We start from the raw sequence: 21,164 nt of genomic DNA on the forward strand, positions 1-21,164 counted from the left end.
AACTATCCCCTATAGTGACCCGCGAGCTTAGTCCTCAAACGGATCGGTCACAAGTATCGTGTCATCCCGCTCCGGGCTGGTGGAAAGGAGCGCGACAGGCGCCCCGATCAGTTCTTCGACCTGGCGAACATACTTGATCGCCTGTGCCGGAAGATCCGCCCAGCTGCGGGCGCCCACGGTCGATTCTTTCCATCCCTCCAGCGTGATATAGATCGGTTCGACCCTAGCTTGCGCCCCCTGGCTTGCGGGAAGATGATCAATCTGTTCGCCGTCCAGCATATAGCCGACGCAGATCTTCAATTCTTCGAGGCCGTCGAGCACATCGAGCTTGGTGAGCGCGATGCCGGTGATGCCGTTCGTGGCGACCGACTGGCGCACCAACGCGGCATCGAACCAACCGCAGCGACGCTTGCGCCCGGTTACAGTTCCGAATTCATGGCCTTTTTCGCCGAGGAACTGACCGATCTCATCCGTGAGCTCGGTCGGGAACGGGCCTTCGCCGACGCGCGTCGTATAGGCCTTGGTGATGCCGAGGATATAGCCGAGCGAGCCGGGCCCCATGCCCGAACCGGCGGCAGCCTGACCGGCCACCGTGTTAGACGAGGTCACGAAAGGATAGGTGCCGTGATCGATATCGAGCAAGCTGCCCTGCGCACCCTCGAAGAGGATGCGGGCGCCCTTACGGCGCTCCTTGTCGAGCAGCAGCCAAACGGTATCGCGGAAGGGCAGCACCCGATCAGCGATCGAGGTCAGTTCCTCCATGATCGCCTGGTGGCTGACTTCGGCGACGCCGAGGCCGCGGCGGAGCGCGTTGTGGTGCGTTAGAATACGATCGACCTTGCCGGCCAGGCTGTCGAGATCGGCAAGATCCATGACCCGTATGGCGCGGCGGCCGACCTTGTCTTCATAGGCAGGGCCGATGCCACGGCGCGTGGTGCCGATCTTCGTGCCGCTGTTCGATGCGGCATCCTCGCGCATCGCATCGAGTTCACGGTGCAGGGAAAGAATGAGCGTCGCATTGTCTGCGATACGCAGATTGTCAGGCGTAACCGTCACGCCCTGCGCCTCCAGTCGGCCGATCTCGGCGATCAGAGCATGCGGATCGACGACCACGCCATTGCCGATCACCGCCATCTTGCCGGGACGCACGACGCCGGACGGCAGCAGCGAGAGCTTATAGCTCGTGCCGTCGATGACGAGCGTATGGCCGGCGTTGTGTCCGCCCTGATAGCGCACGACGATATCCGCACGTTCCGAAAGCCAGTCGACAATCTTGCCCTTGCCTTCGTCACCCCATTGCGAACCGACCACGACTACGTTCGTCATCCAACTCTTCCTGTTACCGGCGCAAAACTGCGCATCTGCCCAAACCCGCGCATCTATAAAGCTTTGTTTTTGGGAAAGCGACCCTGTTGTCGCAGCCGATTGGGCTTTTTACGTGACAAATCAGCAGCCGGCAGGTTATTGCCGCGTGGAAACCGCCGCGCGGCAATCGCGAAAAGACGGGGAAAACCGCTCTTGCAAGCCACCGCCTATATCTGCCTCGTCATCGCCACCCTTTGCTGGGGCGGCAATTCCGTCGCCGGCAAGCTGGCGGTCGGCCATGTCAGCCCGATGATGCTGACCTTCCTGCGCTGGTTCCTCGCCGTCTTGCTGATCGCCCTGATCTCGGTGCCGCAGCTGAAGAAAGACTGGCCGGTGGCGAGGAAAAACCTGCCGCTGCTCCTCTGCTACGGCGCCATCGGCTACACTCTCTTCAACGCCATGCTCTACTCGGCGGTACAATATACCACGGCGATCAACGTCGCCATCGAGCAGGCCGGCATTCCGATGCTGATCTTCCTGCTGAATTTCTTCTTTTTCCGCACCGGCATCTCGCTGGCGCAATGTCTCGGTTTCGGCATGACGCTGGTGGGCGTGGCGCTGACGGCGGCCCACGGCGACCTCGCCACGCTGCTGCAGCTGCAGCTCAATCGCGGCGACGGGCTGATGCTGATCGCCATTGCCGCCTATTCGCTCTACACGATCTTCCTGCGCTGGAAGCCGCCGGTCGACTGGCGTACGCTGATGGCATTTCCGGCCTTCGCCGCCATGCTGACCTCACTGCCGCTGCTTCTGTGGGAGATCGGCCGCGGCGCGGCGCAATGGCCGGATCAGGCTGGCTGGAGCATTACCCTTTATACGGCGATCTTCCCGTCGCTGCTGGCGCAGATCCTCTATATCAAGGGCGTCGAGGCAATCGGCGCCAACCGGGCAGGCCTTTTCATCAACCTGGTGCCGGTGTTCGGGACGCTGCTCTCCGTCGCTCTGATCGGCGAGCGGCTCCAGTCCTTCCACATGATCGCGCTGGCGCTGACCCTCGGCGGCATCGCCATTGCCGAAAGAGGCCGGCCGAAGGCTTCAGCGCCAACAGTACCCGCCTCCCCTGTGGATTAACCGAGTTCCAGCGTCGTCACTCCGAAGACATGTTTCAGCGGGGTGGCAGGCGCCAGCCCCCGATACATGCGCATGGTCTCAAACACCGGCTGAAGGCCGATGCTTTCGGCCAGTGCGATCGCCTCGTGGTTTTCAACGGGAATGTCGATGAAAATCGACGCACCCTTCGCCTCGGGGATCAGCTCGGCAAGCAGCGCCGCGGCGCTGTCGGCCTCATTGGCAAAGAGGGGGCCGATCTTATAGCCCTCATAGCAGCGGCGGATCGTGCCGTAACCGCGGATCTTGTGGCTCTTGCGCACCACCGCCGAGCGGCGTCCCTTGCGCGCTGTGCACCAGGCGGCGAGGAAGGCATCCCGCGGTCCGGGAAAGATCGCAGAATCATAGCGTTGCAGGCCCTCGAGGCGTGTATCCAGCACCGGCTGCGCGGCAAGCGTCGAGACCGGCAACGCGATCGCGACGCCGCCGTAGCGGATGGTGGGATAGGCGGGCTCGAAGCCGGCCTTGCGGTATTTGTCCTGCTGCGCAGCAACGCCGTCGAGGCCGATCGTCCGGCCTTCCGCCGTGGCGATGCCCGCTTCCCAGATCGCCTTGCCGTAACCCTTGCCACGAAAATCGGGATGGACGATGTAGAGGCCGAGAAAGGCGAAACTGTCGCCATATTTGACGACCGAAATCGAGCCGACGGGAACCTCGCCGATGCAGCCGACGAAAAATCCGGATGGATCGGCATCGAGGAATGCGAGCGAATCATCGAGCCCAGGGTTCCACCCCTCCTGACGCGCCCATTCGAGCACGAGCTCCAGTTCGCCGGGCCGCATTGAACGAACGGCAAATTCCGAATTCATGCGACCTTCCCAGATTGAATGCCCCGCAAGTCCACCCCGACAACAGCAAAGCAGTTGTCAGGCCCCCGCTCCCCGATCGCGCCTGCAAATGATGGAGAAACCCGCGCTCATGGTCTTCACGTCGCGTATAATCATTTTTCGGTGCAATGCAGAAAGCTTTGGTTCCGCATTACCATGAAACAATGCCGTTGCAAGCTCAAGAAAATTACTTGCGCGCCAATTATCTTCCTGCAGGTGCGAGCAAAACGTCGCAGCGAAAGATGCCGCCTCTGCGGTTTAAAGCATTTCAGCCGCCCATCGCGGCCTTCTGCTTTTCGATCCGGCTCGTCATCGATGAAAAGAGCCGGTCTATCTCGGCGGCCGGTGCGGGATAACCGAACGCATAACCCTGCAGGCCGTCACAGCCGAGCTGCGCCAGCACGACCGCATGCGCCTCCGTCTCGATACCCTCGGCGATCACCTCGACATCAAGCGCCTTGGCGATTTCCACGATCGATCCCACCACGCGCCGTTGCTCGGCCGAGCTGACGACCTCGGTGACGAGCTGGCGATCGATCTTCAGCCGCTTCGGCCTGAGCTTGACGAGGCCGATGAGCGACGCGTGGCCCGATCCGAAATCGTCGATCTCGATGTCGATGCCCATCTGTTTGATATCGCCTATATGGTCGAGCAGCTTCTCGTCGCTGTCGTCGAGGAAAATCGTCTCGATCAGCTCGAAAGCGATCACGCCGGGCGGAATGTCGAGTTTCCTGAGTTTGCCGAGCAGTGCCGGGTCGGCAAGACGCGACGCAGAAATATTGACGGCGACGCGAGGAACCGTATAGCCGCGCAACAGCCAAACCAGCCGATCTTCGAGAACCTTTTTCAGGATCGCCGCGTCGATTTCAGCCGAGAGCCCGTGCTCATCGGCGATCTTCAGGAATATGCCGGGGGCGAGCACGCCCTTCTCGGGATGTTTCCAGCGCGCCAGCGCTTCGAAGCCGATGATCTCCCGTGTGCGGGCGTCGAGCTGCACCTGATAATAGGGAACGATCTCGCCGCGCTCCAGCCCGCGCTTCAGCTCCTCGGCGAGGCGGCGCTCGGCGCGCAGGTCCTCCTGCAATTGCCGGGTGAAGAATTCGACGCGGTTTCGTCCGAGCTTCTTGGCCTGGTAAAGGGCAAGATCGGATTCGGCAAGCAGGTTGCGCGCCCGCCGATCGCCGCTCCAGGAAACGCCGATCGAAGCGCCGGATTGCAGCATCTCGTCGCCGAAGCGGATCTTCTTCCTTAGCCGGCGCTGGAGGTCTTCCGTGATCAGCTTCAATTCGGCCAGATCGGTGAAATTGACGAGCACGATGACGAATTCGTCGCCGCCGACGCGGGCGACCATGCCATTCGCGGGAATGGCGGCGGTGATACGAAGGGCGGCCGCCCTCAGCACCGCGTCACCCGCCGCATGGCCGTGGCTGTCGTTGATCTGCTTGAACTGATCGAGATCGAGATGCAGGACGGCAAGCGTCGTGATGCTCTTGTCGACCGGCAATTCGGCGAGCCGTTTGTCGAGAAGACGCCGGTTCGGCATGCCGGTGAGGTAATCGTGATCGGCGACATGCTCGATGCGCGCATTGCTCTCCTCGAGCGCCAGCGCCCTTGCCTCCGCCACCATCTTCTGCCGCTCGAGTTCCGCATTGAGCTGCACGTCGGCAGTGACGTCCCATTCGGCTCCGATGAAGGAGGGCACCCCTTCCGCATCAACGTAGAAATGCGCACGTGAGCGCAGATGACGGATTTCGCCGCTCGGCAGCACGATCCGGAACTGCGAATCATAAGCGCCGCGCGCCGCGATCGCCTGGTCGAAATCGCGCTCGGCCCGCTCGCGATCTTCAGGATGGATCGCATTCGACCAGAACCAGGACGGCACATTCCGGCATGTCTCGCCGGTCTCGTAAAGCCGATGCATCTGCCCATCCCACAAGACCCCGTCCTTGGCGATGCTGTGTTCCCAGACGCCGATCCGGGATGCATCAAGGGCGAGTTCGAGCCGGCGCAGAAGATCCTGAAACTCTTGTTCGGATCGTGTGGCTTTGTTTTCTGACAACGCGGTCTCAGCCTTGGAAACTTGCATAATTGCAATATGGTCTCAGGCCGGCATTAATGAAGCCTTGTTTCAATGCGCGAACTACTCACTAGGTGAACTGTTCGTTACGCCTTCCCTTTTTGGATCAAGGAGCTTGCAGTCTGTGCGGATCTGAAATCAGTGATTGTGCCGCGGCGGAGTTTTGGCGATCTGGCGGAAATCTGCCGCACCTTCCAGCACCGCGCCGTCCGAGAGCTGCGTGACCGAACGACGGTATATCCGCTGCCAGGGTGTCGCATCCGCCGGCACCGGCGGAATGCCGTCGCCTTTGCGCCGCTCGATCTCGGCGTCGTCGACCTGCATGTCGCAGCGCCCCTCATTGAAGTCGATGCGGATGATGTCGCCGCTGCGAAGCCATGCGAGGCCGCCGCCGGCGGCACTTTCCGGCGAGGCGTTGAGGATCGAGGGGCTGTCGGCGGTGCCCGACTGGCGTCCGTCGCCGATCGTCGGCAGGCTGAGGATGCCCTTCCGGAGAAGATGGTCCGGCGGCTGCATGTTGACGACCTCGGCCGAACCCGGCCAGCCTATCGGCCCCGCGCCGCGGATGACGAGGATGGTGTTCTCGTCGATGCCGAGCGCAGGATCGTTGATGCGCTTGTGATAGTCCTCCGAACCGTCGAAAACCACCGCCTTGCCCTCGAAGACGCCCTCTCGCCCCGGCTCCTGAAGGTAGCGCCGGCGGAAATCCTCCGAGACGACGCTCATCTTCATGATGGCGAAATCGAAGAGATTGCCCTTGAGAACGAGAAAGCCCGCCCGCTCCTTCAGTGGCTCGCCGAACGGCCGGATGACCTCGCGGTCGCTGGCCTCGCGCCCTTCCAGGTTCTCGGCCATTGTCCGGCCCGTCACCGTGCGACAGCTGCCGTCGAGTTTTCCGGCCTGCAGCAGTTCCCACATGATCGCCGGCGTGCCGCCGGCGCGATGATAGCGCTCGCCGAGATAAGCACCGGCCGGCTGGACATTGGCCAGCAGCGGGATATCGAAGCCGTGGACCTGCCAGTCGTCGGGATGGAGCTCGACGCCGGCATGCTTGGCCATCGCAGCCAGATGCGGCTGCGCATTGGTCGAGCCGCCGATCGCCGAATTGGTGCGGATCGCATTGAGGAACGCCTCCCGCGTCAGGATATCCGACGGTTTCAGGTCCTCGAACACGATCTCGACGGCGCGCCGCCCGGTGCGATAGGCCATCTGGCCGCGCTCGCGGTAAGCGGCCGGAATGGCGCCGCAGCCGGTCAAGGAAAGACCCAACGCTTCGGCGAGCGCGTTCATCGTCGAGGCGGTGCCCATCGTGTTGCAGTGGCCGACCGAAGGTGCGGAATCGAGCGCTGCCTGCAGGAATTCTTCCCGGTCGATCTCGCCGGCGGCATATTTCCGGCGCATCCGCCAGATCACCGTGCCGGAACCGACTAGCTCACCCTCATGCCAGCCGTCGAGCATCGGCCCGCCGGAGAGCACGATCGCCGGAATATCGACCGTCGAGGCCGCCATGATCGCCGAAGGCGTGGTCTTGTCGCAGCCGGTCGTCAGCACGACGCCGTCGAGCGGATAACCGTAGAGGATTTCGACAAGGCCGAGATAGGCGAGATTGCGGTCGAGGGCCGCCGTCGGGCGCTTGCAGTTCTCGAAGATCGGATGCGTGGGAAACTCGATCGGAACGCCGCCCGCATCGCGAATACCGTCGCGCACGCGCTTGGCAAGCTCGACATGCACCCTGTTGCAGGGAGTAAGGTCGCTGCCGCTCTGGGCGATCCCGATGATCGGCTTGCCCGAGCGCAGCTCTTCCGGCGTGATGCCGTAATTCATGAAACGCTCAAGATAGAGCGCCGCCATGTCGATGTGATCGGGATTGTCGAACCAGTCCTGCGAACGCAGGCGGCGTTTCATCGATTGGCTGTCCGTCACTGCTTTCCTCCCGGCCGCCCATTCTTCTCTTCGAGATGGAGAAGAAGCGCGCTGTGATCCTTCTCGCCATTGCCGTTGGCGACGAATTCGCTGAACTCGGCGTGGACCGCCGCCGTCAATGGCAGCGTCAGCGACAGGGACTTCGCCGTCTCCATGGCGGCATTCAGATCCTTGAGCTGATTGGTGGACGTGCCTCCGGGCGCAAACTGTCGCTCGACCATGCGCTTGCCGTGGAGATCGAGGATGCGGCTCTCGGCAAAACCACCGCGAATGGCATCCCGGAAGGCCGCCGGCGAGCCGCCGCCCGCTTCGATCAGCACCATCGCCTCGGCGACCGCACCGATCGTCACGGCAACGATCTGCTGGTTGGCGAGCTTGGCGAGCTGCCCCGCCCCGCTCGGGCCGACGCGGGTCACGCGCCCCATCGGCCCAAAAATATCTTGAAGTCCATCGATCAAGTCCTTGTCGCCGCCCGCCATGATCGCGAGCGTCCCGGCCTCCGCTCCGACAACGCCGCCGGAAACCGGCGCATCGACGTGATGGATGCCGCGTTCGGCGAGCCTTAGCGCATGGTCGCGGGCAAAATGCGGGGCGATCGAACTCATGTCGATGACGGCGGCGCCAGGCGCGATCGCATCGGCCGCTCTGCGGTCGAAGAGAACGTCCCCCACCGCCTCGGCATTGGTCAGCATGGTAATGACGACGTCGGCGCCCGAGACGGCCTCCGCGGGCGTTTCCGCGCAGACTGCACCATCTGCCGCAAGTGCCGCGGCCTTGCCGGGATCGCGGTTCCAGACGGTGACGGTAAAACCCGCGCCGATCAACCGGCGAGCCATTGGCGCCCCCATCAGGCCAGTGCCGAGAAAGGCGATCCGCCTCCCGCCCTGACCTTTACCCGAAGCTGTCATTCAGTCCTCCCAACTGCTGTCCGTCCTTGATAGTTCCCTCTTCCGCCGTTGCAAACCGTTTTGATGAACGTAACGCATTTTTATAGACCGGCCCAAACGATACGGGCGAGAACCGAAGTTCCCGCCCGATTTACTCGACAAAGGAAGGTTGAATTCCGTTATTCCGCCGCGAGCCGGATGACCTCGGCCTCCTCTTCCTTGTGTTCGTCCGGCTTGTGCTGGACGAGCGGGCGGTTGCCCGTCAGTCGCCGCAGCAGCACGTAGAACACCGGCGTCATGAAGATGCCGAAGAAGGTCACGCCGATCATGCCCGAGAAGACCGCGACGCCCATGGCCGCGCGCATTTCCGCACCAGCGCCTGTGGAGACGACGAGCGGCACGACGCCCATGATGAAGGCCATGGAAGTCATGAGGATCGGGCGAAGGCGAAGGCGGCTGGCTTCGACCGCGGCTTCGCGCGGTGTCCGGCCCTCGAACTCCAGTTCGCGGGCGAACTCCACGATGAGGATCGCGTTCTTCGCCGATAGGCCGACAAGGACGACGAGGCCGATCTGGGTGAAGATGTTGTTGTCTCCACCGGTGAGCCAGACGCCGGTCAGCGCCGCCAGAACACCCATCGGCACGATCATGATGATCGCAAGCGGCAGCGTCAGGCTTTCATACTGGGCGGCAAGTACCAGGAAGACCAGCAGCAGCGCCAAGGGGAAGACGACGACGCTCGAATTGCCGGCGAGGATCTGCTGATAGGTCAGATCGGTCCATTCGAAGTCGATGCCCGCCGGAAGGGTTTCATGCAGGATCTTCTCGATGGCCGCCTGTGCCTGGCCGGACGAGAAGCCCGGAGCCGGACCGCCGTTGATATCGGCGGCGAGGAAGCCGTTGTAGCGGTTCGCGCGCTCCGGACCCGTGCTCGGCTCCACCTTCAGCAGGGCCGAAAGCGGGATCATCTGGCCCGACGCCGAACGGACCTTCAACTGGCCGATGTCTTCCGGCTGGGCGCGGAATTTCGCATCGGCCTGCACACGGACGCTGTAGGTGCGGCCGAAGGCGTTGAAGTCGTTGACGTAGAGCGAACCGAGATAGATCTGCAGCGTCTGGAAGACGTCCGTGACCGAAACCCCGAGCTGCTCGGCCTTGGCGCGGTCGAGATCGGCATAGAGCTGCGGCACGTTGATCTGGAAGCTGGAGAACAGCCCGGCAAGCTCAGGCGTCTGGTAGGCCTTGCCGAGAACGGCCTTTGTCGCCTCGTCGAGCGCCTGGTTGCCCAAGCCGGCGCGATCTTCGATCTGCAGCTTGAAGCCGCCCGTCGTGCCGAGGCCGTTGACCGGCGGCGGCGGGAACATGGCGATAAAAGCATCTTGGATGGCGCCGAATTTCTGGTTCAGCGCCATGGCGATGGCGCCGCCCGAGAGTTGAGGCGTCTTGCGTTCCTCGAAGTCCTTCAGCGTCACGAAGACGATGCCGGCATTCGACGAGTTGGTGAAGCCGTTGATCGACAGGCCCGGGAAGGCGATCGCATTGGCGACGCCGGGCTCGGCGAGCGCGATGTCGGTCATGCGCTTGATAACGTCTTCCGTGCGGTCGAGGCTTGCGGCATCGGGTAGTTGGGCGAAGCCGATCAGATACTGCTTGTCCTGGGAAGGCACGAAGCCGCCGGGAACGGAGCTGAACAGGCTGTAGGTCGCGCCGACCAGCGCCAGATAGACGATCATGACGATGCTCTTGCGCGACACCAGTCCGCCGACACCCTTGCCATAGGCATTCGAGCCGGCGCCGAAGACGCGGTTGAAGCCGCGGAAGAACCAGCCGAAGATCGCGTCCATGAAGCGCGTGAGCCAATCCTTCGGTGCATGGTGGCCCTTCAGCAGAAGAGCTGCGAGCGCCGGAGACAGCGTCAGCGAATTGAAGGCCGAGATGACGGTCGAGATTGCGATCGTCAGCGCGAACTGACGGTAGAACTGACCCGACAGGCCGGAGATGAAGGCGAGCGGCACAAAGACCGCGACGAGCACCAGCGCGATCGCGACGATCGGGCCGGACACTTCCTTCATAGCCTTGTAGGTGGCAGCTCGCGGCGAAAGACCATGCTCGATATTGCGCTCGACGTTTTCGACCACCACGATCGCGTCGTCGACGACGATACCGATCGCAAGCACCAGCCCGAACAGGCTGAGCGCATTGATCGAGAAGCCGAAGACATACATGACCGCGAATGTGCCGATGATCGAGACCGGAACCGCGATCAGCGGAATGATCGAAGCGCGCCATGTCTGCAGGAAGAGGATGACGACGAGAACGACGAGCGCGATGGCTTCGAGCAGCGTGTCGATGACCTTCTCGATCGAGGCGCGCACGAACTTCGTCGTATCGTAGACGATCTCGTATTTGACCCCCTGCGGCATGGCGAGCTGCAGCTGATCCATGGTCGAGCGCACATTGTCGGCGATCTCGATGGCGTTCGAGCCGGGCGCCTGAAGCACCGCCACGGCGACGGCCGGCTTGCCGTCGAGCAGCGAACGCAGCGTATAGTCCGCGGCCCCGAGCTCGATGCGGGCGACGTCGCGAAGGCGGGTGATCTCGCCGCTGGCGCCCGTCTTGACGATGATGTTGCCGAATTCCTCGGGCGTGCGCAGGCGGCCCTGGGCGTTCACGTTGAGCTGCAGATCGACTCCCGGCTGGCTCGGCGAAGCGCCGATGATGCCGGCGGCCGCCTGGACGTTCTGCGAGCTGATCGCGTTGCTGATGTCGCTAGCGGCGAGATCATGCTCGGCGGCCTTCTGCGGATCGATCCAGACGCGCATCGAATAGTCACCGGCGCCGAAGACCTGCACCTGGCCGACGCCCGCAATACGGGCGAGCCGATCCTTGATGTTCAAGGTCGCATAGTTGCGGAGATAGGTAATGTCGTGACTGTCCCCGTCAGAGACGAGGTTGACGACCATGATGAAGTTCGGCGAACTCTTGACCGTCGTAATGCCGAGCGAGCGGACTTCCGCCGGCAGGCGCGGTTCGGCCTGGCTGACGCGGTTCTGCACGAGCTGCTGCGCCTTGTCGGGGTCGGTGCCGAGCTTGAAGGTGACGGTCACGTTGAGCACGCCGTCCGAGGTCGCCTGGCTGGACATGTAGAGCATGCCCTCGACGCCGTTGATCTGCTCTTCGAGCGGCGTCGCCACCGTTTCGGCGATGACGGTCGGGTTCGCACCGGGATAGGTGGCGCGCACGACGATCGATGGCGGCACGACTTCCGGATATTCGGAAATCGGCAGCGCGCGCAGGCCGATCAGGCCGGCGACCACGATGAGGACCGAAAGAACGCCGGCAAAGACCGGGCGGTCCACAAAGAATCTGGAGATGTTCATATCAAAGCCCTCTCCGGGGTGAACATGGATGCAACGTCCCTTTCGGCGGATGGGAGCCGCCGGCGGGTCATGTCATTTCGGATATCGGCCCTCCCCGAGCGGGGAAGGCGAAGTCTTTTACTGCGCGGTCGCGACTTTTTCTTCCATCTGAGGCACGACGACGGCGCCGGGACGGATGCGCTGCAGGCCGTTGACAACGATCTTTTCGCCGGCGGTGAGGCCGCTTTCGACCACCCGCTGACCATCAGACAGCGTGCCGAGCTGGACCTGGCGGTAGGCTACCTTGTTCTCTGCGTCTACGACGAAGACGAACTTTTTGTCCTGGTCGGTGCCGACGGCGCGGTCGCTGATGACGATCTTGTTCTCGGCCTTCGGCTGGCCCATGCGCACACGCACGAACTGGCCGGGGATGAGACGACCGCCCGGATTGTCGAAGACGGCGCGCACGCCGATCGTGCCGCTTGAGGCATCGACCTCGTTGTCGATCAGTTGCAGCTTGCCCTTGATGGGCGTGCCGCTATCGGCCAGGGTGCCGACCTCGACCGGAATCTGCTCGACCGCAGGCAAGGCACTGTCCGTCTGCGGCAGCTGGGCAAGAGCGCGCGTCACCATTTCTTCGCTGGCATTGAAGCTCGCATAGATCGGATCGACCGAAACGAGCGTCGTCAGTTCAGGCGAGGCCGATCCGGCCGCAACCAGATTACCTGTTGTCACCTCGATCTTGCCGATGCGGCCGGAAACCGGCGCCCGCACCTGGGTATAATCGAGATTGAGCTGGGCCGACTGCAATGCTGCCTGCGCCGAGCGCAACCCCGCCTGCGCCTCGGCCAGCGCGCTCTGGCGCTGATCGAGATCGCTCTGGGAGATGGTGCGGTTGTCGGAAAGCCTGCGGCCACGTTCGAGTTCGGTCTGCGCCAGGCTGACCTTGGCTTCGGCCGAAGCGACCTGGCCTTGCGCCTGCGCCACGCTCGCCTGGTAAGGAGCCGGATCGATGGTGAAGAGCAGGTCGCCCTGCTTCACCAGCGCACCCTCACGGAAAGCCACCGAAAGGATGGCGCCCTCGACGCGGGGCCGAACCTGGACGCGATCGACCGCTTCGAGACGGCCGGAGAAGCTTTCCCAGGCCGTCACGTCGCGCGCCGCGACGACGGCAACCGTCACCGGCACAGCGGGAGCCTGCGCGGGGGCGGAAGCTGCCGTAGCGGTCGTGCTCATCGGCAGTTCGAAAAACAATGCAGCGCCTGAAACGGACGCAATGAGACCTATGCCGGCGCCCACCAGGGCCCAGCGCTTGCTTCTGGACGTCATCAGTACTCTCCTTGCGGCTCCAGGCCGCTGAAATATCAGCTCTTCTTCAATGCAATTGCGGTTGGACGCATACGTCCTGAAGGAAGCTTCCGAAATGACGGCTGACGTGTTCCTGCCAGTCGGGCGCTTCCCCGGATTTCCCACCATAAATCGAGGGCCAGCCCGTCCCGGCGGGGAGGACATGCTGGCGCACGCCGACGCCGGCCTTTTTCAGGCGGGCACCGTAACCAAGTGTCTCGTCATGCAGAGGATCGTCCTCGGCGGTGAATATCAGCGCCGGCGCAACGCCCGAAAGACGCGAACAGAGGCAGGGCGCCGCATAAGGATGGCAGCCGCCACCGCTCAAATAATGGCTCCAGCCCTCCGTCCAGCGCTGGCGCATGCCAATGGCATCCGCCTTGCGGATCGAGGACGTTCCCATGAACGGATCGAGCAGCGGCGAAATCAGAACCTGGCCGTCGAGCGCATCCGGCATCTGGTCGCGCGCCTTCAGCGCCACGCCAGCTGCGACATTGCCGCCCGCCTCTTCGCCGGCGACAAAAAGCAGCGACTTGCGGTCACCGAGACCGGCGGCGCGCTTGTTGGCGAGATAAGTAAAAACGGAGAAGGAGACTTCCAGCGCCTTCGGAAACAGATTGCCGGACAGGCTGCTGTAGTCAATGGCGGCGACAATAGCGCCCGATTTGGCGAGACTCATCGCCACCGGCCGATCGACATTCTTCTCGCTGTCGAGAAAGGCGCCGCCGTGAAGGTAAAGCACGATCGGCGGACCCTTGCCGTAATCGGCGCCCTGGTAGATACGTGCGGAGACGGGGCCGATGGCCACCTTGTCCAGCAACATATCTTTCCATTCCACCGTCATGGTTCCGGTCTCTTCTGCGCGCGAGCCATAAGCGGACAACGCGTGACGCTTGCATTTTGTATAAAAAAGATATTGTTATTCAGATCAGGGAATAAGAAGCGATATCGCGATAACACTGTTCCAATTCTCGAATAATAGTGCAACGCAAACTGCGGATTTGAAAACCGATGGATCAGCTTTCGGCAATGCGCGTCTTCATCCGGGTGGTGGAAACGGGCAATTTCACCCGCGCCGCCGACATGCTCGCCATGCCCAAGGCGACGGTGACCAATCTCATCCAGGGCCTGGAGGCGCATCTGCGCACCAAGCTTCTGAACCGTACCACGCGCCGGGTCATGGTGACCACGGACGGCGCGCTTTATTACGAACGCGCCGCCCAGATCATCTCGGAACTGGAAGAACTCGACGGCAGCCTCTCCAATTCGCAAAGCCTTCCGAGCGGCCGGCTGCGCGTCGAAATGAGCGGCGCCTTCGCCGATTCCATCATCGTTCCAGCGCTTTGCGATTTCTATCAGCGCTATCCCGATATCCGCCTGGATCTCGGCGTCAGCGACCGCACGGTGGATTACCTTGCCGAAAATGTCGACTGCGCATTGCGCGCCGGCACGCCGACCGACCAGTCGCTGATTGCCCGGCGCGTTTCGGAAGTGGAACTGGTCACCTGTGCGTCGCCGAGCTACATCCAGAAATTCGGCATGCCCGAACGGCCGGAAGATCTGGAGACGACGCATTACTCGGTCAATTATTTCCGCGCCCAGAACAACCGGACGATGCCCTTCGAATTCCGCCGGAACAATGAAATCATCGATATCACGCCGCGTTGCATCGCCTCCGTCAACGACAGCCGCACCTATCTGACCGCGGTCCTGACGGGTCTCGGCGTGGCGCAGGTGCCGGTCTTCATGGCGCGCGAGCCTATCGCGAGGGGCGAACTCATCCGCGTGCTGCCGGACTGGCAGCGTGATCCAGTGCCGCTCTACGTGGTCTACCCGCCGAACCGCCATCTCAGCAACAAGGTCCGTGTCTTCGTCGACTGGCTGGTGAAGCTGCTTGTCGAGTCGAGACTGAACGACGGTTGAACGGCAGAAACAGACACGGCCCGGAAGGCAGGGGAAACCTTCGACGGGCCGCAATGGCTTTGAACATCGGGCCTGTCGCACCCGCAGAAAGGCGCGGCAGGCTCTGGAGGTTCGGAAGAGAGCAGCAGGGATTCCACTCTCTCGCGATAAACCTGTTATATCTACTCTCCACAAAATTGTAAGAGGGAAACGCTGCAAGTATCGTTCACATAATTGCGATGGCGGCTTGGCACCTCGTCTTCCCGCGTGCGGCGGCAGCCCTGAAGCCGCAAAGCTTCGTCAGATCATGCCACCATTGGCGCGCAGCGCCTGGCCGTTGATCCAGCCGCCCTCCGGACCGGCGAGGAAGGCAACCACGGATGCGATATCATCAGGCGTGCCCAAGCGTTCCATCGGGTTCATCTTCGCCATGCGGGCGACGAGTTCATCCGACTTGCCGTTGAGGAATAGATCTGTGGCGACAGGGCCGGGCGCCACGGCGTTGACGGTGATGCCCCGGCCGCGCATCTCCTTGGCCATGATCGCCGTCAGCGTTTCCACAGCTGCCTTGGTGGCGGCGTAGACGCCATAGGTTTCGAGCTTCAGCCCCACGACCGAGGTGGAGAAATTGACGACCCGGCCGCCATCGCGCAGGCGCTTGGCCGCTTCCCTGAGCGTATTGAAGGTGCCCTTGAGATTGACGGCGACCTGGCGGTCGAAATTGGCGTCGTCAGTCTCGGCCAGCGTCGAAAGCATCATGATGCCGGCATTGTTGACGAGCACGTCGATGCCGCCGAAAGCGGTTTCCGCCGCATCGAACATATGGCGGACGGCTTCGGCGTCACTGACATCGGCCTTGGCCGTCAGCGCTTTGCCGCCGGCCTGCTCGATCTCGCGCGCCAGTTCCTCGGCCTGGGCCGCACTGCCGGAATAATTGACGACGACGGTAAATCCGTCCTTGGCGAGGCGTCGGGCGATTTCAGCGCCGATGCCTCGGGAAGCGCCGGTTACCAGTGCGACCTTGCCGTTTTCGTTGGAAGCCATCGTTCTTCTCCTTCACCCTGCGCGGCAGCGCGTTTTCGGTGAAGAGAAGATGCGACTTTTCCATCGGCGGATAATCTTGCATATTTCGGCATCACTATCCGGAAAAGGCGAACAAAAGAAATGGACAGAGTGGATGCCATGCGGGTGTTTTGCCGTGTCGCGGAACGCCGCAGTTTCACGCTTGCCGCCGAAGACACCGGCCTGCCGCGCTCGACTGTCACCGACGCGATCAAGCAGCTCGAAGCCCGCCTCGGTGTGCGCCTGCTCCAGCGCACGACACGCCATGTCAGCCCGACGCTCGACGGGGAGGCCTACTATCAACGCTGCCTGTCGATCCTCGCCGACATCGAGGATGCAGAAGGCGCCTTTGCCGGCGCCAAACCGAAAGGCCTTCTGCGCGTCGACGTGCACGGCACACTCGCGCGCCATTTCGTGCTGCCGAGCCTGCCCTCCTTCCTCGAGACTTATCCCGAGATCGAATTCTACATGAGCGAGGGCGATCGGCTGGTCGATCTCGTGCGCGAAGGCATCGATTGCGTATTGCGCGCCAGCACCCTGGGGGATAGCGACATGGTTGCCCGGCGCGTGGCCCTGCTCGAAGAGATCACCCTCGCCTCCCCTGCCTACATCGCCGCCCATGGCCTGCCGCAGCATCCGGACCGGCTTGCCGGCCACCGCATGGTCGGGTTTCACTCCAGCGCCACCGGCGGCGTGCTGCCGCTCGAATTCATCGTTGATGGCGTTGTGCGCAACATCGTCATTCCCACCACCGTTTCCGTCAACGGCGGCGAAAGCTATACCTCAGCGGCAAGGCTCGGCCTCGGCCTGATCCAGATCCCGCGCTATCACGCAGAAAGCGATCTGGCCGCGGGAACGCTGATCCAGGTGCTTAAGGATTTCCCGCCGACCCCGACCCCGGTCTCGCTGCTCTATCCCCGCAACCGCCAGCTTTCGCCGCGTGTGCGCGTCTTCATCGACTGGCTGGTGAAGGTCTTCGCTCGACAAAATTCCGAAAACACGCTTTCCTAATATAAGCACCCGAGGGGAACCGCCATGGCACTCAACGATATCACCGTCTACCAGACGGAAGACGGCTTCGTCGTCGAATTCGGCGGCGAAGGCGAAGACAGCATTGCCGTGACGCTGCGCAGCACGCCCGAACTGACCTCGGAAAACGCCGTCGCGCGCGCCAAGACCCTGCTTGCGGCGGCAATCGAACCGGTCCATGGCGACAGCGCGCGCACCAAGGACCCCGCTCTTCTCGAAGAGGAACTGGAGGAAGGTCTGGAAGATTCCTTCCCGGCGAGCGACCCGGTTTCGGTCACATCAACCTCGATCCCCATGCGCGATCCGAATGCCGGCCGCTAATGCCCGCGTGAAACCGTTTTGGGATGACGGCGCGCCGACTGAATGTTATCAGCCTTGGCCATGACCGATGGTGGAACGATATCAGGCGCGATCGGCGCCGGCGCGCTTGCCGGCGAGGGCCTCAGGGCGTTTTTCGAGCGCGACGCGATCGCCGTTGCCCGCGACCTCCTCGGCTGTCACCTGGCCGTCGATGGCCTCGGCGGCCGCATCACCGAGACGGAAGCCTATTTCCCCGATGACGAGGCCTCGCACAGTTTTCGCGGACCTACGAAGCGCAACGGCGCCATGTACGGCCGGCCAGGCAATGTCTACATCTACCGCATCTACGGCATGTACTGGTGCCTGAACTTCGTCTGCCATCCGGGCTCGGCCGTGCTGATCCGCGCGCTCGAACCTGAAACCGGAATCCCCGCCATGATGGAGCGGCGCGGCACCGAGATGCTGACGGCGCTCTGCAGCGGCCCCGGCAAGCTCTGCCAGGCGCTCGGCATCGATATCGAAATCAACGACAGGCTGCTCGACCGCGCGCCTTACGCGCTCACGCCCTCCGCACCGGTGCCTGTTGTCTCGGGAAAACGCATCGGCATCACTAGAAATGCCGAAGCACCTTGGCGCTTCGGCATTCAGGGATCGCGATATCTCAGCAAGCCGTTCCGCTAAGCAATTCCAGCAAAAGCGCGAAGCGGTTTTGCCGGGAAACCGGAAACCGCTTTCCCCAGGAATTGCGCAAACGCTTGAAGCCTATTCCATGACCGCGCTGTGATCGACGGCGGGTGCCGCCTTCGGCTTGCGTAGCAGCAGCACCAGCGGGATGACCGCAAGCGACATCAGCATCAAGAGCTTGAAATCGTCCATATAGGCGATGATCGTCGATTGCAGCGTGATGATCTCGTTGAGCGAGGCGCGGCCAGCGGCTGTTAAGGGACTGAGCCCCTGCGCCGCCACGGCATCGAAGGCGTGGTTGAATGGCGTCACATAGGCCGCGATCGATTCATGATTGCTCTGCGTATTCTCGACGATCAGCGCAGAAACGATGGAGATGCCGACCGCCGAGCCGATGTTTCGCGACAGGTTGTAGAGGCCCGTGCCGTCGCCGCGCATATGGGCGGGGAGCGTCGCGAAAGCGATCGTCGTCAACGGCACGAAGAGGAAGCCGAGCCCGGCGCCCTGGATGAAGCCGACCGAGACGATCGTCCATTGCGAGACGTCGGGCGTCCAGCCCGTCATGTCGTACATCGCCCAGGCAGTCAGGCCGAGGCCGAGCACCAGCAGCAGGCGCGTATCGACCTTGCCGATCAGCCGGCCGACGATGAACATGCAGAGCATGGTGCCGAGACCGCGCGGCCCCATGACGATGCCGGCGGTGATGACGGGATAGCCCATCAGCGTCTGCAGATAGGGCGTCATCAGCGCCAGCGAGGCGAGATAGGTGACGCCAACGACGAAGATGAAGATCATGCTGACCGTGAAGTTCTGGTCGAGAAACAGCTTTGGATTGACGAAGGATTTCTCCGCTGTCAGCGTATGCACGATTAGCAGGTAGAACGCGGCAGCGCAGATCAGCGCCTCGATGACGATCTCGCCTGAGGAAAACCAGTCGAGCTGTTCGCCGCGGTCGAGAAAAAGCTGCAGCGCGCCGATGCCGAGGCTCATCATCCCGAAGCCGAACCAGTCCAGTTTGGCGAGCAGATCCCTCTTGGTCTCGGTGACGAAGACGACGATGCCCATGAAGGCGAGCGCGCCGATCGGCACGTTGATGTAGAACACCCAGCGCCAGCTGATATTGTCGGTCAGCCAGCCGCCGATGACGGGGCCGAGGACCGGCCCGACCATGACCGAGACGCCGAAAAGCGCCATGGCCGAACCGCGCTCCTCGATTGTATAGATGTCGAGGAGGATGCCCTGGGAAAGCGGCACGAGCGACGCGCCGAACAGACCCTGCAGCAGGCGGAAGGCGACGATCTGATTGAGCGACTGCGCAAGGCCGCAAAGCACCGAGGCGGCGACGAAGCCGGCGATGGCGACGAGCAGCACCCGCTTGCGGCCGAACTTGGCGGCAAGGAAACCGGAGGGCGGCGTCATGATCGCCGCCGCGACGATATAGGAGGTGAGCACCCAGTTGATCTGATCGGCACTCGCCGAGACACTGCCCTGAATATAGGGCAGCGCCACGTTGGCGATCGTCGTGTCAAGCGCCTGCATGATGACGGCGAGGATGACGCAGGCCGTGATCGCGCCGCGATTGGCGACGTGGCTCGCCGAAGATGCGGGAGCGTTACTCATGGTCCTTGCCCTGAGCCTGGCCCAGAAGCTTGTTGACGAAGTCAGGCAGTCCGCGGGCATGGCCGGTATCGACGTCGACCACCGTGCTCATGCCGACGCGAAGCGGCGGCTTGCCTTCGGCATCTTCGATGCTGACGCGCATCGGAATGCGCTGGACGACCTTCACCCAGTTGCCGGTCGTGTTCTGCGCCGGCAGCAGCGAGAAGCTGGAACCGGACGCCGGGCTGATGCTCTCGACCTTGCCCTTCCAGGTCACGCCGGGATAGGTGTCGACATAGATCTCGGCCGTCTGCCCTGGCTTGACATAGGTCAGCTCGGTTTCCTTCGGGCTGGCGGCGATCCACAGATGGTCGGTGGCGACAAGCGAGAAAGCCTGCTGCGAAGCCTGCAGGTAGGAGCCGACCTGCAATGAGTTGACATTGGTGACGATGCCGTCGAAGGGCGCCTTAACGACGCTGTGGTCGAACTCGCGCTGGGCGTTGTCGACCTGCGACTTGGCCTGCAGGTAGAGCGGATTTTCCTCGACCGGCTGATCGGCGCTGCCGCCGAGCTGGGCGAGCGTCGTTGCCGCTTCCGCCTTGGCGACGGCGACCTTCTGCTGGGCGGCCTCGAGATTGTGCTTGGCCTCGTCATAAGCCGACTGCGTCGCGCTGCCGTTGTTGACGAGGTTCTGCTGCCGATCGAACTGATCCTGGTAATAGGGCAGATCGGCTTCAGCCTGCGTGATCTCGGCGAGTGATTGCTGATAGCTCGCCTTGAGATTCATGATCTGGTTGCGCTGCGCGCCGAGCTGCGCCTTGGCGCCATCGAGCGCGATCTTGAAGGAATCGGCTCTCAAGCTGAAGAGCACCTGCCCGGCCTTCACAGCCTCATTCTCATGCACGTCGATCCGCTCGACGATGCCTGAGACATCGGTGGTGACTCCGACCATATCGGCCTGGATATAGGCGTTGTCGGTCGACATCACCTGGCCGCCATTGACGTAATAGTAACCGCCGACGGCGAGAGCCACCGGCAACAGGGCGAAAAGGATCGGCCGCGTGAGACTGCGCCGGCGGCGGACCTTGTTGCCGCCGGGCGCAGCCACGGCGGCAGCCGGCACTGAATTGGATGAAGGCGCTTCGGCTACCGTTTCCTGCTGTTTGACTTGGTTTTCTTCGACAGATGTCTTGGCATTGGCGTCGGCAACGACGCGGAGAGAGGGTTGATCAGCCATCGTTCATCTCATTCTCTTCGACCGGTGTTCGGCAAGCCTGCACCAGGTTCGTCTTCATTACGGAGAGGATTTGGTAAAGCTGTTCGCGCTGCTCGACGGAGACGCCATCCAGCGCCTCCCCGCGGGTGACATCCCCGAGTTCGCGCATCTCGGCGAGCAGCGGATGCGCCTCCTCGCGCATATAGAGCAGCCAGATGCGCCGGTCGGTAGGGTGCTGGCGGCGTTCTATCAGCCCGCGCTCGGCAAGCTTGTCGAGGATGCGCACCAACGTGATCGGCTCGACTTCGAGAATTTCCGCAAGACCGCTCTGATGGATGCCCTCGTTGTTCGAGAGATAGGCGAGCGTCTGCCATTGCGACCGCGTTAGCCCAAGGCACTTCGCCCGCTGCTCGAACCGCTTGCGCAGCAGCCGTGCGACGTCGTGGAGAAGAAAACCGAGGGTGGGTGTAGCGTTCATGG

The 21,164-nt window shown here is 62.6% G+C and carries 17 protein-coding genes; 5 read left to right on the plus strand and 12 right to left on the minus strand.

All coding sequences use genetic code 11. From position 1 onward, the window contains the following. Nucleotides 1–27: 27 nt before the first annotated feature. The gene (locus tag NE852_RS17615; protein ID WP_008534742.1) at nucleotides 28–1,326 is read right to left on the minus strand and encodes an adenylosuccinate synthase; all 1,299 of its coding nucleotides are present in this window, start codon (nucleotides 1,324–1,326) and stop codon (nucleotides 28–30) included. 192 nt (nucleotides 1,327–1,518) lie between these two features. Between NE852_RS17615 and NE852_RS17620 the strand changes: the two genes are divergently transcribed. After that, the gene (locus NE852_RS17620) at nucleotides 1,519–2,436 is read left to right on the plus strand and encodes a DMT family transporter (protein WP_008534744.1); all 918 of its coding nucleotides are present in this window, start codon (nucleotides 1,519–1,521) and stop codon (nucleotides 2,434–2,436) included. Here NE852_RS17620 and NE852_RS17625 read toward each other — a convergent pair. The 7 genes from NE852_RS17625 to NE852_RS17655 form a co-directional block, all read right to left on the minus strand. After that, on the minus strand, nucleotides 2,433–3,281 hold the full coding sequence (locus tag NE852_RS17625; RefSeq protein ID WP_008534746.1) for a GNAT family N-acetyltransferase: 849 nt from the start codon (nucleotides 3,279–3,281) through the stop codon (nucleotides 2,433–2,435). The two genes, NE852_RS17620 and NE852_RS17625, sit on opposite strands and share 4 nt — an antisense overlap. Nucleotides 3,282–3,567: 286 nt before the next feature. Next, nucleotides 3,568–5,385, minus strand: a complete 1,818-nt coding sequence (locus NE852_RS17630) for a bifunctional diguanylate cyclase/phosphodiesterase (protein ID WP_258155885.1) — start codon at nucleotides 5,383–5,385, stop codon at nucleotides 3,568–3,570. 129 nt (nucleotides 5,386–5,514) lie between these two features. Continuing rightward, entirely contained in the window at nucleotides 5,515–7,281 is a 1,767-nt protein-coding gene (locus NE852_RS17635; protein ID WP_258156712.1) for an IlvD/Edd family dehydratase, read from the minus strand. A 14-nt stretch (nucleotides 7,282–7,295) separates the two neighbouring features. Next, complete coding sequence (locus NE852_RS17640; RefSeq protein ID WP_008534768.1) at nucleotides 7,296–8,207, minus strand: NAD(P)-dependent oxidoreductase; 912 nt, start codon at nucleotides 8,205–8,207, stop codon at nucleotides 7,296–7,298. 158 nt (nucleotides 8,208–8,365) lie between these two features. Next, nucleotides 8,366–11,566 carry an efflux RND transporter permease subunit gene (locus NE852_RS17645; RefSeq protein ID WP_008534770.1) on the minus strand — a complete coding sequence of 1,067 codons (3,201 nt, stop codon included), beginning with the start codon at nucleotides 11,564–11,566 and terminating at the stop codon, nucleotides 8,366–8,368. 117 nt (nucleotides 11,567–11,683) lie between these two features. Then, nucleotides 11,684–12,874 (minus strand): efflux RND transporter periplasmic adaptor subunit, encoded by a 1,191-nt coding sequence (locus NE852_RS17650; RefSeq protein WP_008534772.1) that lies wholly within the window; start codon nucleotides 12,872–12,874, stop codon nucleotides 11,684–11,686. A gap of 46 nt (nucleotides 12,875–12,920) precedes the next feature. Then, on the minus strand, nucleotides 12,921–13,736 hold the full coding sequence (locus NE852_RS17655) for an alpha/beta hydrolase fold domain-containing protein (protein ID WP_008534774.1): 816 nt from the start codon (nucleotides 13,734–13,736) through the stop codon (nucleotides 12,921–12,923). 167 nt (nucleotides 13,737–13,903) lie between these two features. Between NE852_RS17655 and NE852_RS17660 the strand changes: the two genes are divergently transcribed. Continuing rightward, nucleotides 13,904–14,815: a LysR family transcriptional regulator gene (locus NE852_RS17660; RefSeq protein ID WP_008534776.1), complete on the plus strand. Its 912-nt coding sequence runs from the start codon at nucleotides 13,904–13,906 to the stop codon at nucleotides 14,813–14,815. A 279-nt stretch (nucleotides 14,816–15,094) separates the two neighbouring features. Here the strand turns inward: NE852_RS17660 and NE852_RS17665 are convergent, their stop codons facing one another. Then, the gene (locus NE852_RS17665; RefSeq protein ID WP_258155886.1) at nucleotides 15,095–15,838 is read right to left on the minus strand and encodes an SDR family oxidoreductase; all 744 of its coding nucleotides are present in this window, start codon (nucleotides 15,836–15,838) and stop codon (nucleotides 15,095–15,097) included. Between the two features lie 120 nt (nucleotides 15,839–15,958). Between NE852_RS17665 and NE852_RS17670 the strand changes: the two genes are divergently transcribed. The 3 genes from NE852_RS17670 to NE852_RS17680 are packed head-to-tail and all read left to right on the plus strand — an operon-like array spanning nucleotide 15,959 to nucleotide 17,866. Beyond that, on the plus strand, nucleotides 15,959–16,867 hold the full coding sequence (locus tag NE852_RS17670; RefSeq protein ID WP_008534781.1) for a LysR family transcriptional regulator: 909 nt from the start codon (nucleotides 15,959–15,961) through the stop codon (nucleotides 16,865–16,867). Nucleotides 16,868–16,891: 24 nt separating this feature from the next. Next, the gene (locus NE852_RS17675) at nucleotides 16,892–17,206 is read left to right on the plus strand and encodes a hypothetical protein (protein WP_008534783.1); all 315 of its coding nucleotides are present in this window, start codon (nucleotides 16,892–16,894) and stop codon (nucleotides 17,204–17,206) included. A gap of 42 nt (nucleotides 17,207–17,248) precedes the next feature. Next, nucleotides 17,249–17,866: a DNA-3-methyladenine glycosylase gene (locus tag NE852_RS17680; RefSeq protein WP_008534785.1), complete on the plus strand. Its 618-nt coding sequence runs from the start codon at nucleotides 17,249–17,251 to the stop codon at nucleotides 17,864–17,866. An 81-nt stretch (nucleotides 17,867–17,947) separates the two neighbouring features. On the opposite strand, the gene NE852_RS17685 is transcribed toward NE852_RS17680, so the two are convergent. Genes NE852_RS17685 through NE852_RS17695 form a run of 3 tightly spaced genes read right to left on the minus strand, consistent with a single transcriptional unit; the run spans nucleotide 17,948 to nucleotide 21,162 of the window. Further along, nucleotides 17,948–19,489, minus strand: coding sequence for a DHA2 family efflux MFS transporter permease subunit (locus NE852_RS17685; protein ID WP_008534787.1), 1,542 nt, complete (start codon nucleotides 19,487–19,489; stop codon nucleotides 17,948–17,950). Further along, nucleotides 19,482–20,705 carry an HlyD family secretion protein gene (locus NE852_RS17690; RefSeq protein WP_008534789.1) on the minus strand — a complete coding sequence of 408 codons (1,224 nt, stop codon included), beginning with the start codon at nucleotides 20,703–20,705 and terminating at the stop codon, nucleotides 19,482–19,484. The genes NE852_RS17685 and NE852_RS17690 overlap by 8 nt, the downstream gene beginning before the upstream one ends. Next, nucleotides 20,698–21,162: a MarR family winged helix-turn-helix transcriptional regulator gene (locus NE852_RS17695; protein ID WP_008534791.1), complete on the minus strand. Its 465-nt coding sequence runs from the start codon at nucleotides 21,160–21,162 to the stop codon at nucleotides 20,698–20,700. Before NE852_RS17695 ends, NE852_RS17690 begins: the two co-directional genes overlap by 8 nt. Between the last annotated feature and the right edge of the window lie 2 nt (nucleotides 21,163–21,164).

This window comes from Rhizobium sp. Pop5 (genome assembly GCF_024721175.1).
Lineage (GTDB): Bacteria > Pseudomonadota > Alphaproteobacteria > Rhizobiales > Rhizobiaceae > Rhizobium.

What these genes read in the sequence shown, in the direction of transcription:
- NE852_RS17625 (WP_008534746.1), bottom strand. Translation starts at nt 3,281, where the DNA reads ATGAATTCGGAATTTGCCGTTCGTTCAATGCGGCCCGGCGAACTGGAG.
- NE852_RS17675 (WP_008534783.1), top strand. Translation starts at nt 16,892, where the DNA reads ATGGCACTCAACGATATCACCGTCTACCAGACGGAAGACGGCTTCGTC.
- NE852_RS17685 (WP_008534787.1), bottom strand. Translation starts at nt 19,489, where the DNA reads ATGAGTAACGCTCCCGCATCTTCGGCGAGCCACGTCGCCAATCGCGGC.
- NE852_RS17660 (WP_008534776.1), top strand. Translation starts at nt 13,904, where the DNA reads ATGGATCAGCTTTCGGCAATGCGCGTCTTCATCCGGGTGGTGGAAACG.
- NE852_RS17640 (WP_008534768.1), bottom strand. Translation starts at nt 8,207, where the DNA reads ATGACAGCTTCGGGTAAAGGTCAGGGCGGGAGGCGGATCGCCTTTCTC.
- NE852_RS17690 (WP_008534789.1), bottom strand. Translation starts at nt 20,705, where the DNA reads ATGGCTGATCAACCCTCTCTCCGCGTCGTTGCCGACGCCAATGCCAAG.
- NE852_RS17615 (WP_008534742.1), bottom strand. Translation starts at nt 1,326, where the DNA reads ATGACGAACGTAGTCGTGGTCGGTTCGCAATGGGGTGACGAAGGCAAG.
- NE852_RS17695 (WP_008534791.1), bottom strand. Translation starts at nt 21,162, where the DNA reads ATGAACGCTACACCCACCCTCGGTTTTCTTCTCCACGACGTCGCACGG.
- NE852_RS17645 (WP_008534770.1), bottom strand. Translation starts at nt 11,566, where the DNA reads ATGAACATCTCCAGATTCTTTGTGGACCGCCCGGTCTTTGCCGGCGTT.
- NE852_RS17650 (WP_008534772.1), bottom strand. Translation starts at nt 12,874, where the DNA reads ATGACGTCCAGAAGCAAGCGCTGGGCCCTGGTGGGCGCCGGCATAGGT.
- NE852_RS17630 (WP_258155885.1), bottom strand. Translation starts at nt 5,385, where the DNA reads ATGCAAGTTTCCAAGGCTGAGACCGCGTTGTCAGAAAACAAAGCCACA.
- NE852_RS17635 (WP_258156712.1), bottom strand. Translation starts at nt 7,281, where the DNA reads ATGAAACGCCGCCTGCGTTCGCAGGACTGGTTCGACAATCCCGATCAC.
- NE852_RS17665 (WP_258155886.1), bottom strand. Translation starts at nt 15,838, where the DNA reads ATGGCTTCCAACGAAAACGGCAAGGTCGCACTGGTAACCGGCGCTTCC.
- NE852_RS17655 (WP_008534774.1), bottom strand. Translation starts at nt 13,736, where the DNA reads ATGACGGTGGAATGGAAAGATATGTTGCTGGACAAGGTGGCCATCGGC.
- NE852_RS17680 (WP_008534785.1), top strand. Translation starts at nt 17,249, where the DNA reads ATGTTATCAGCCTTGGCCATGACCGATGGTGGAACGATATCAGGCGCG.
- NE852_RS17670 (WP_008534781.1), top strand. Translation starts at nt 15,959, where the DNA reads ATGGACAGAGTGGATGCCATGCGGGTGTTTTGCCGTGTCGCGGAACGC.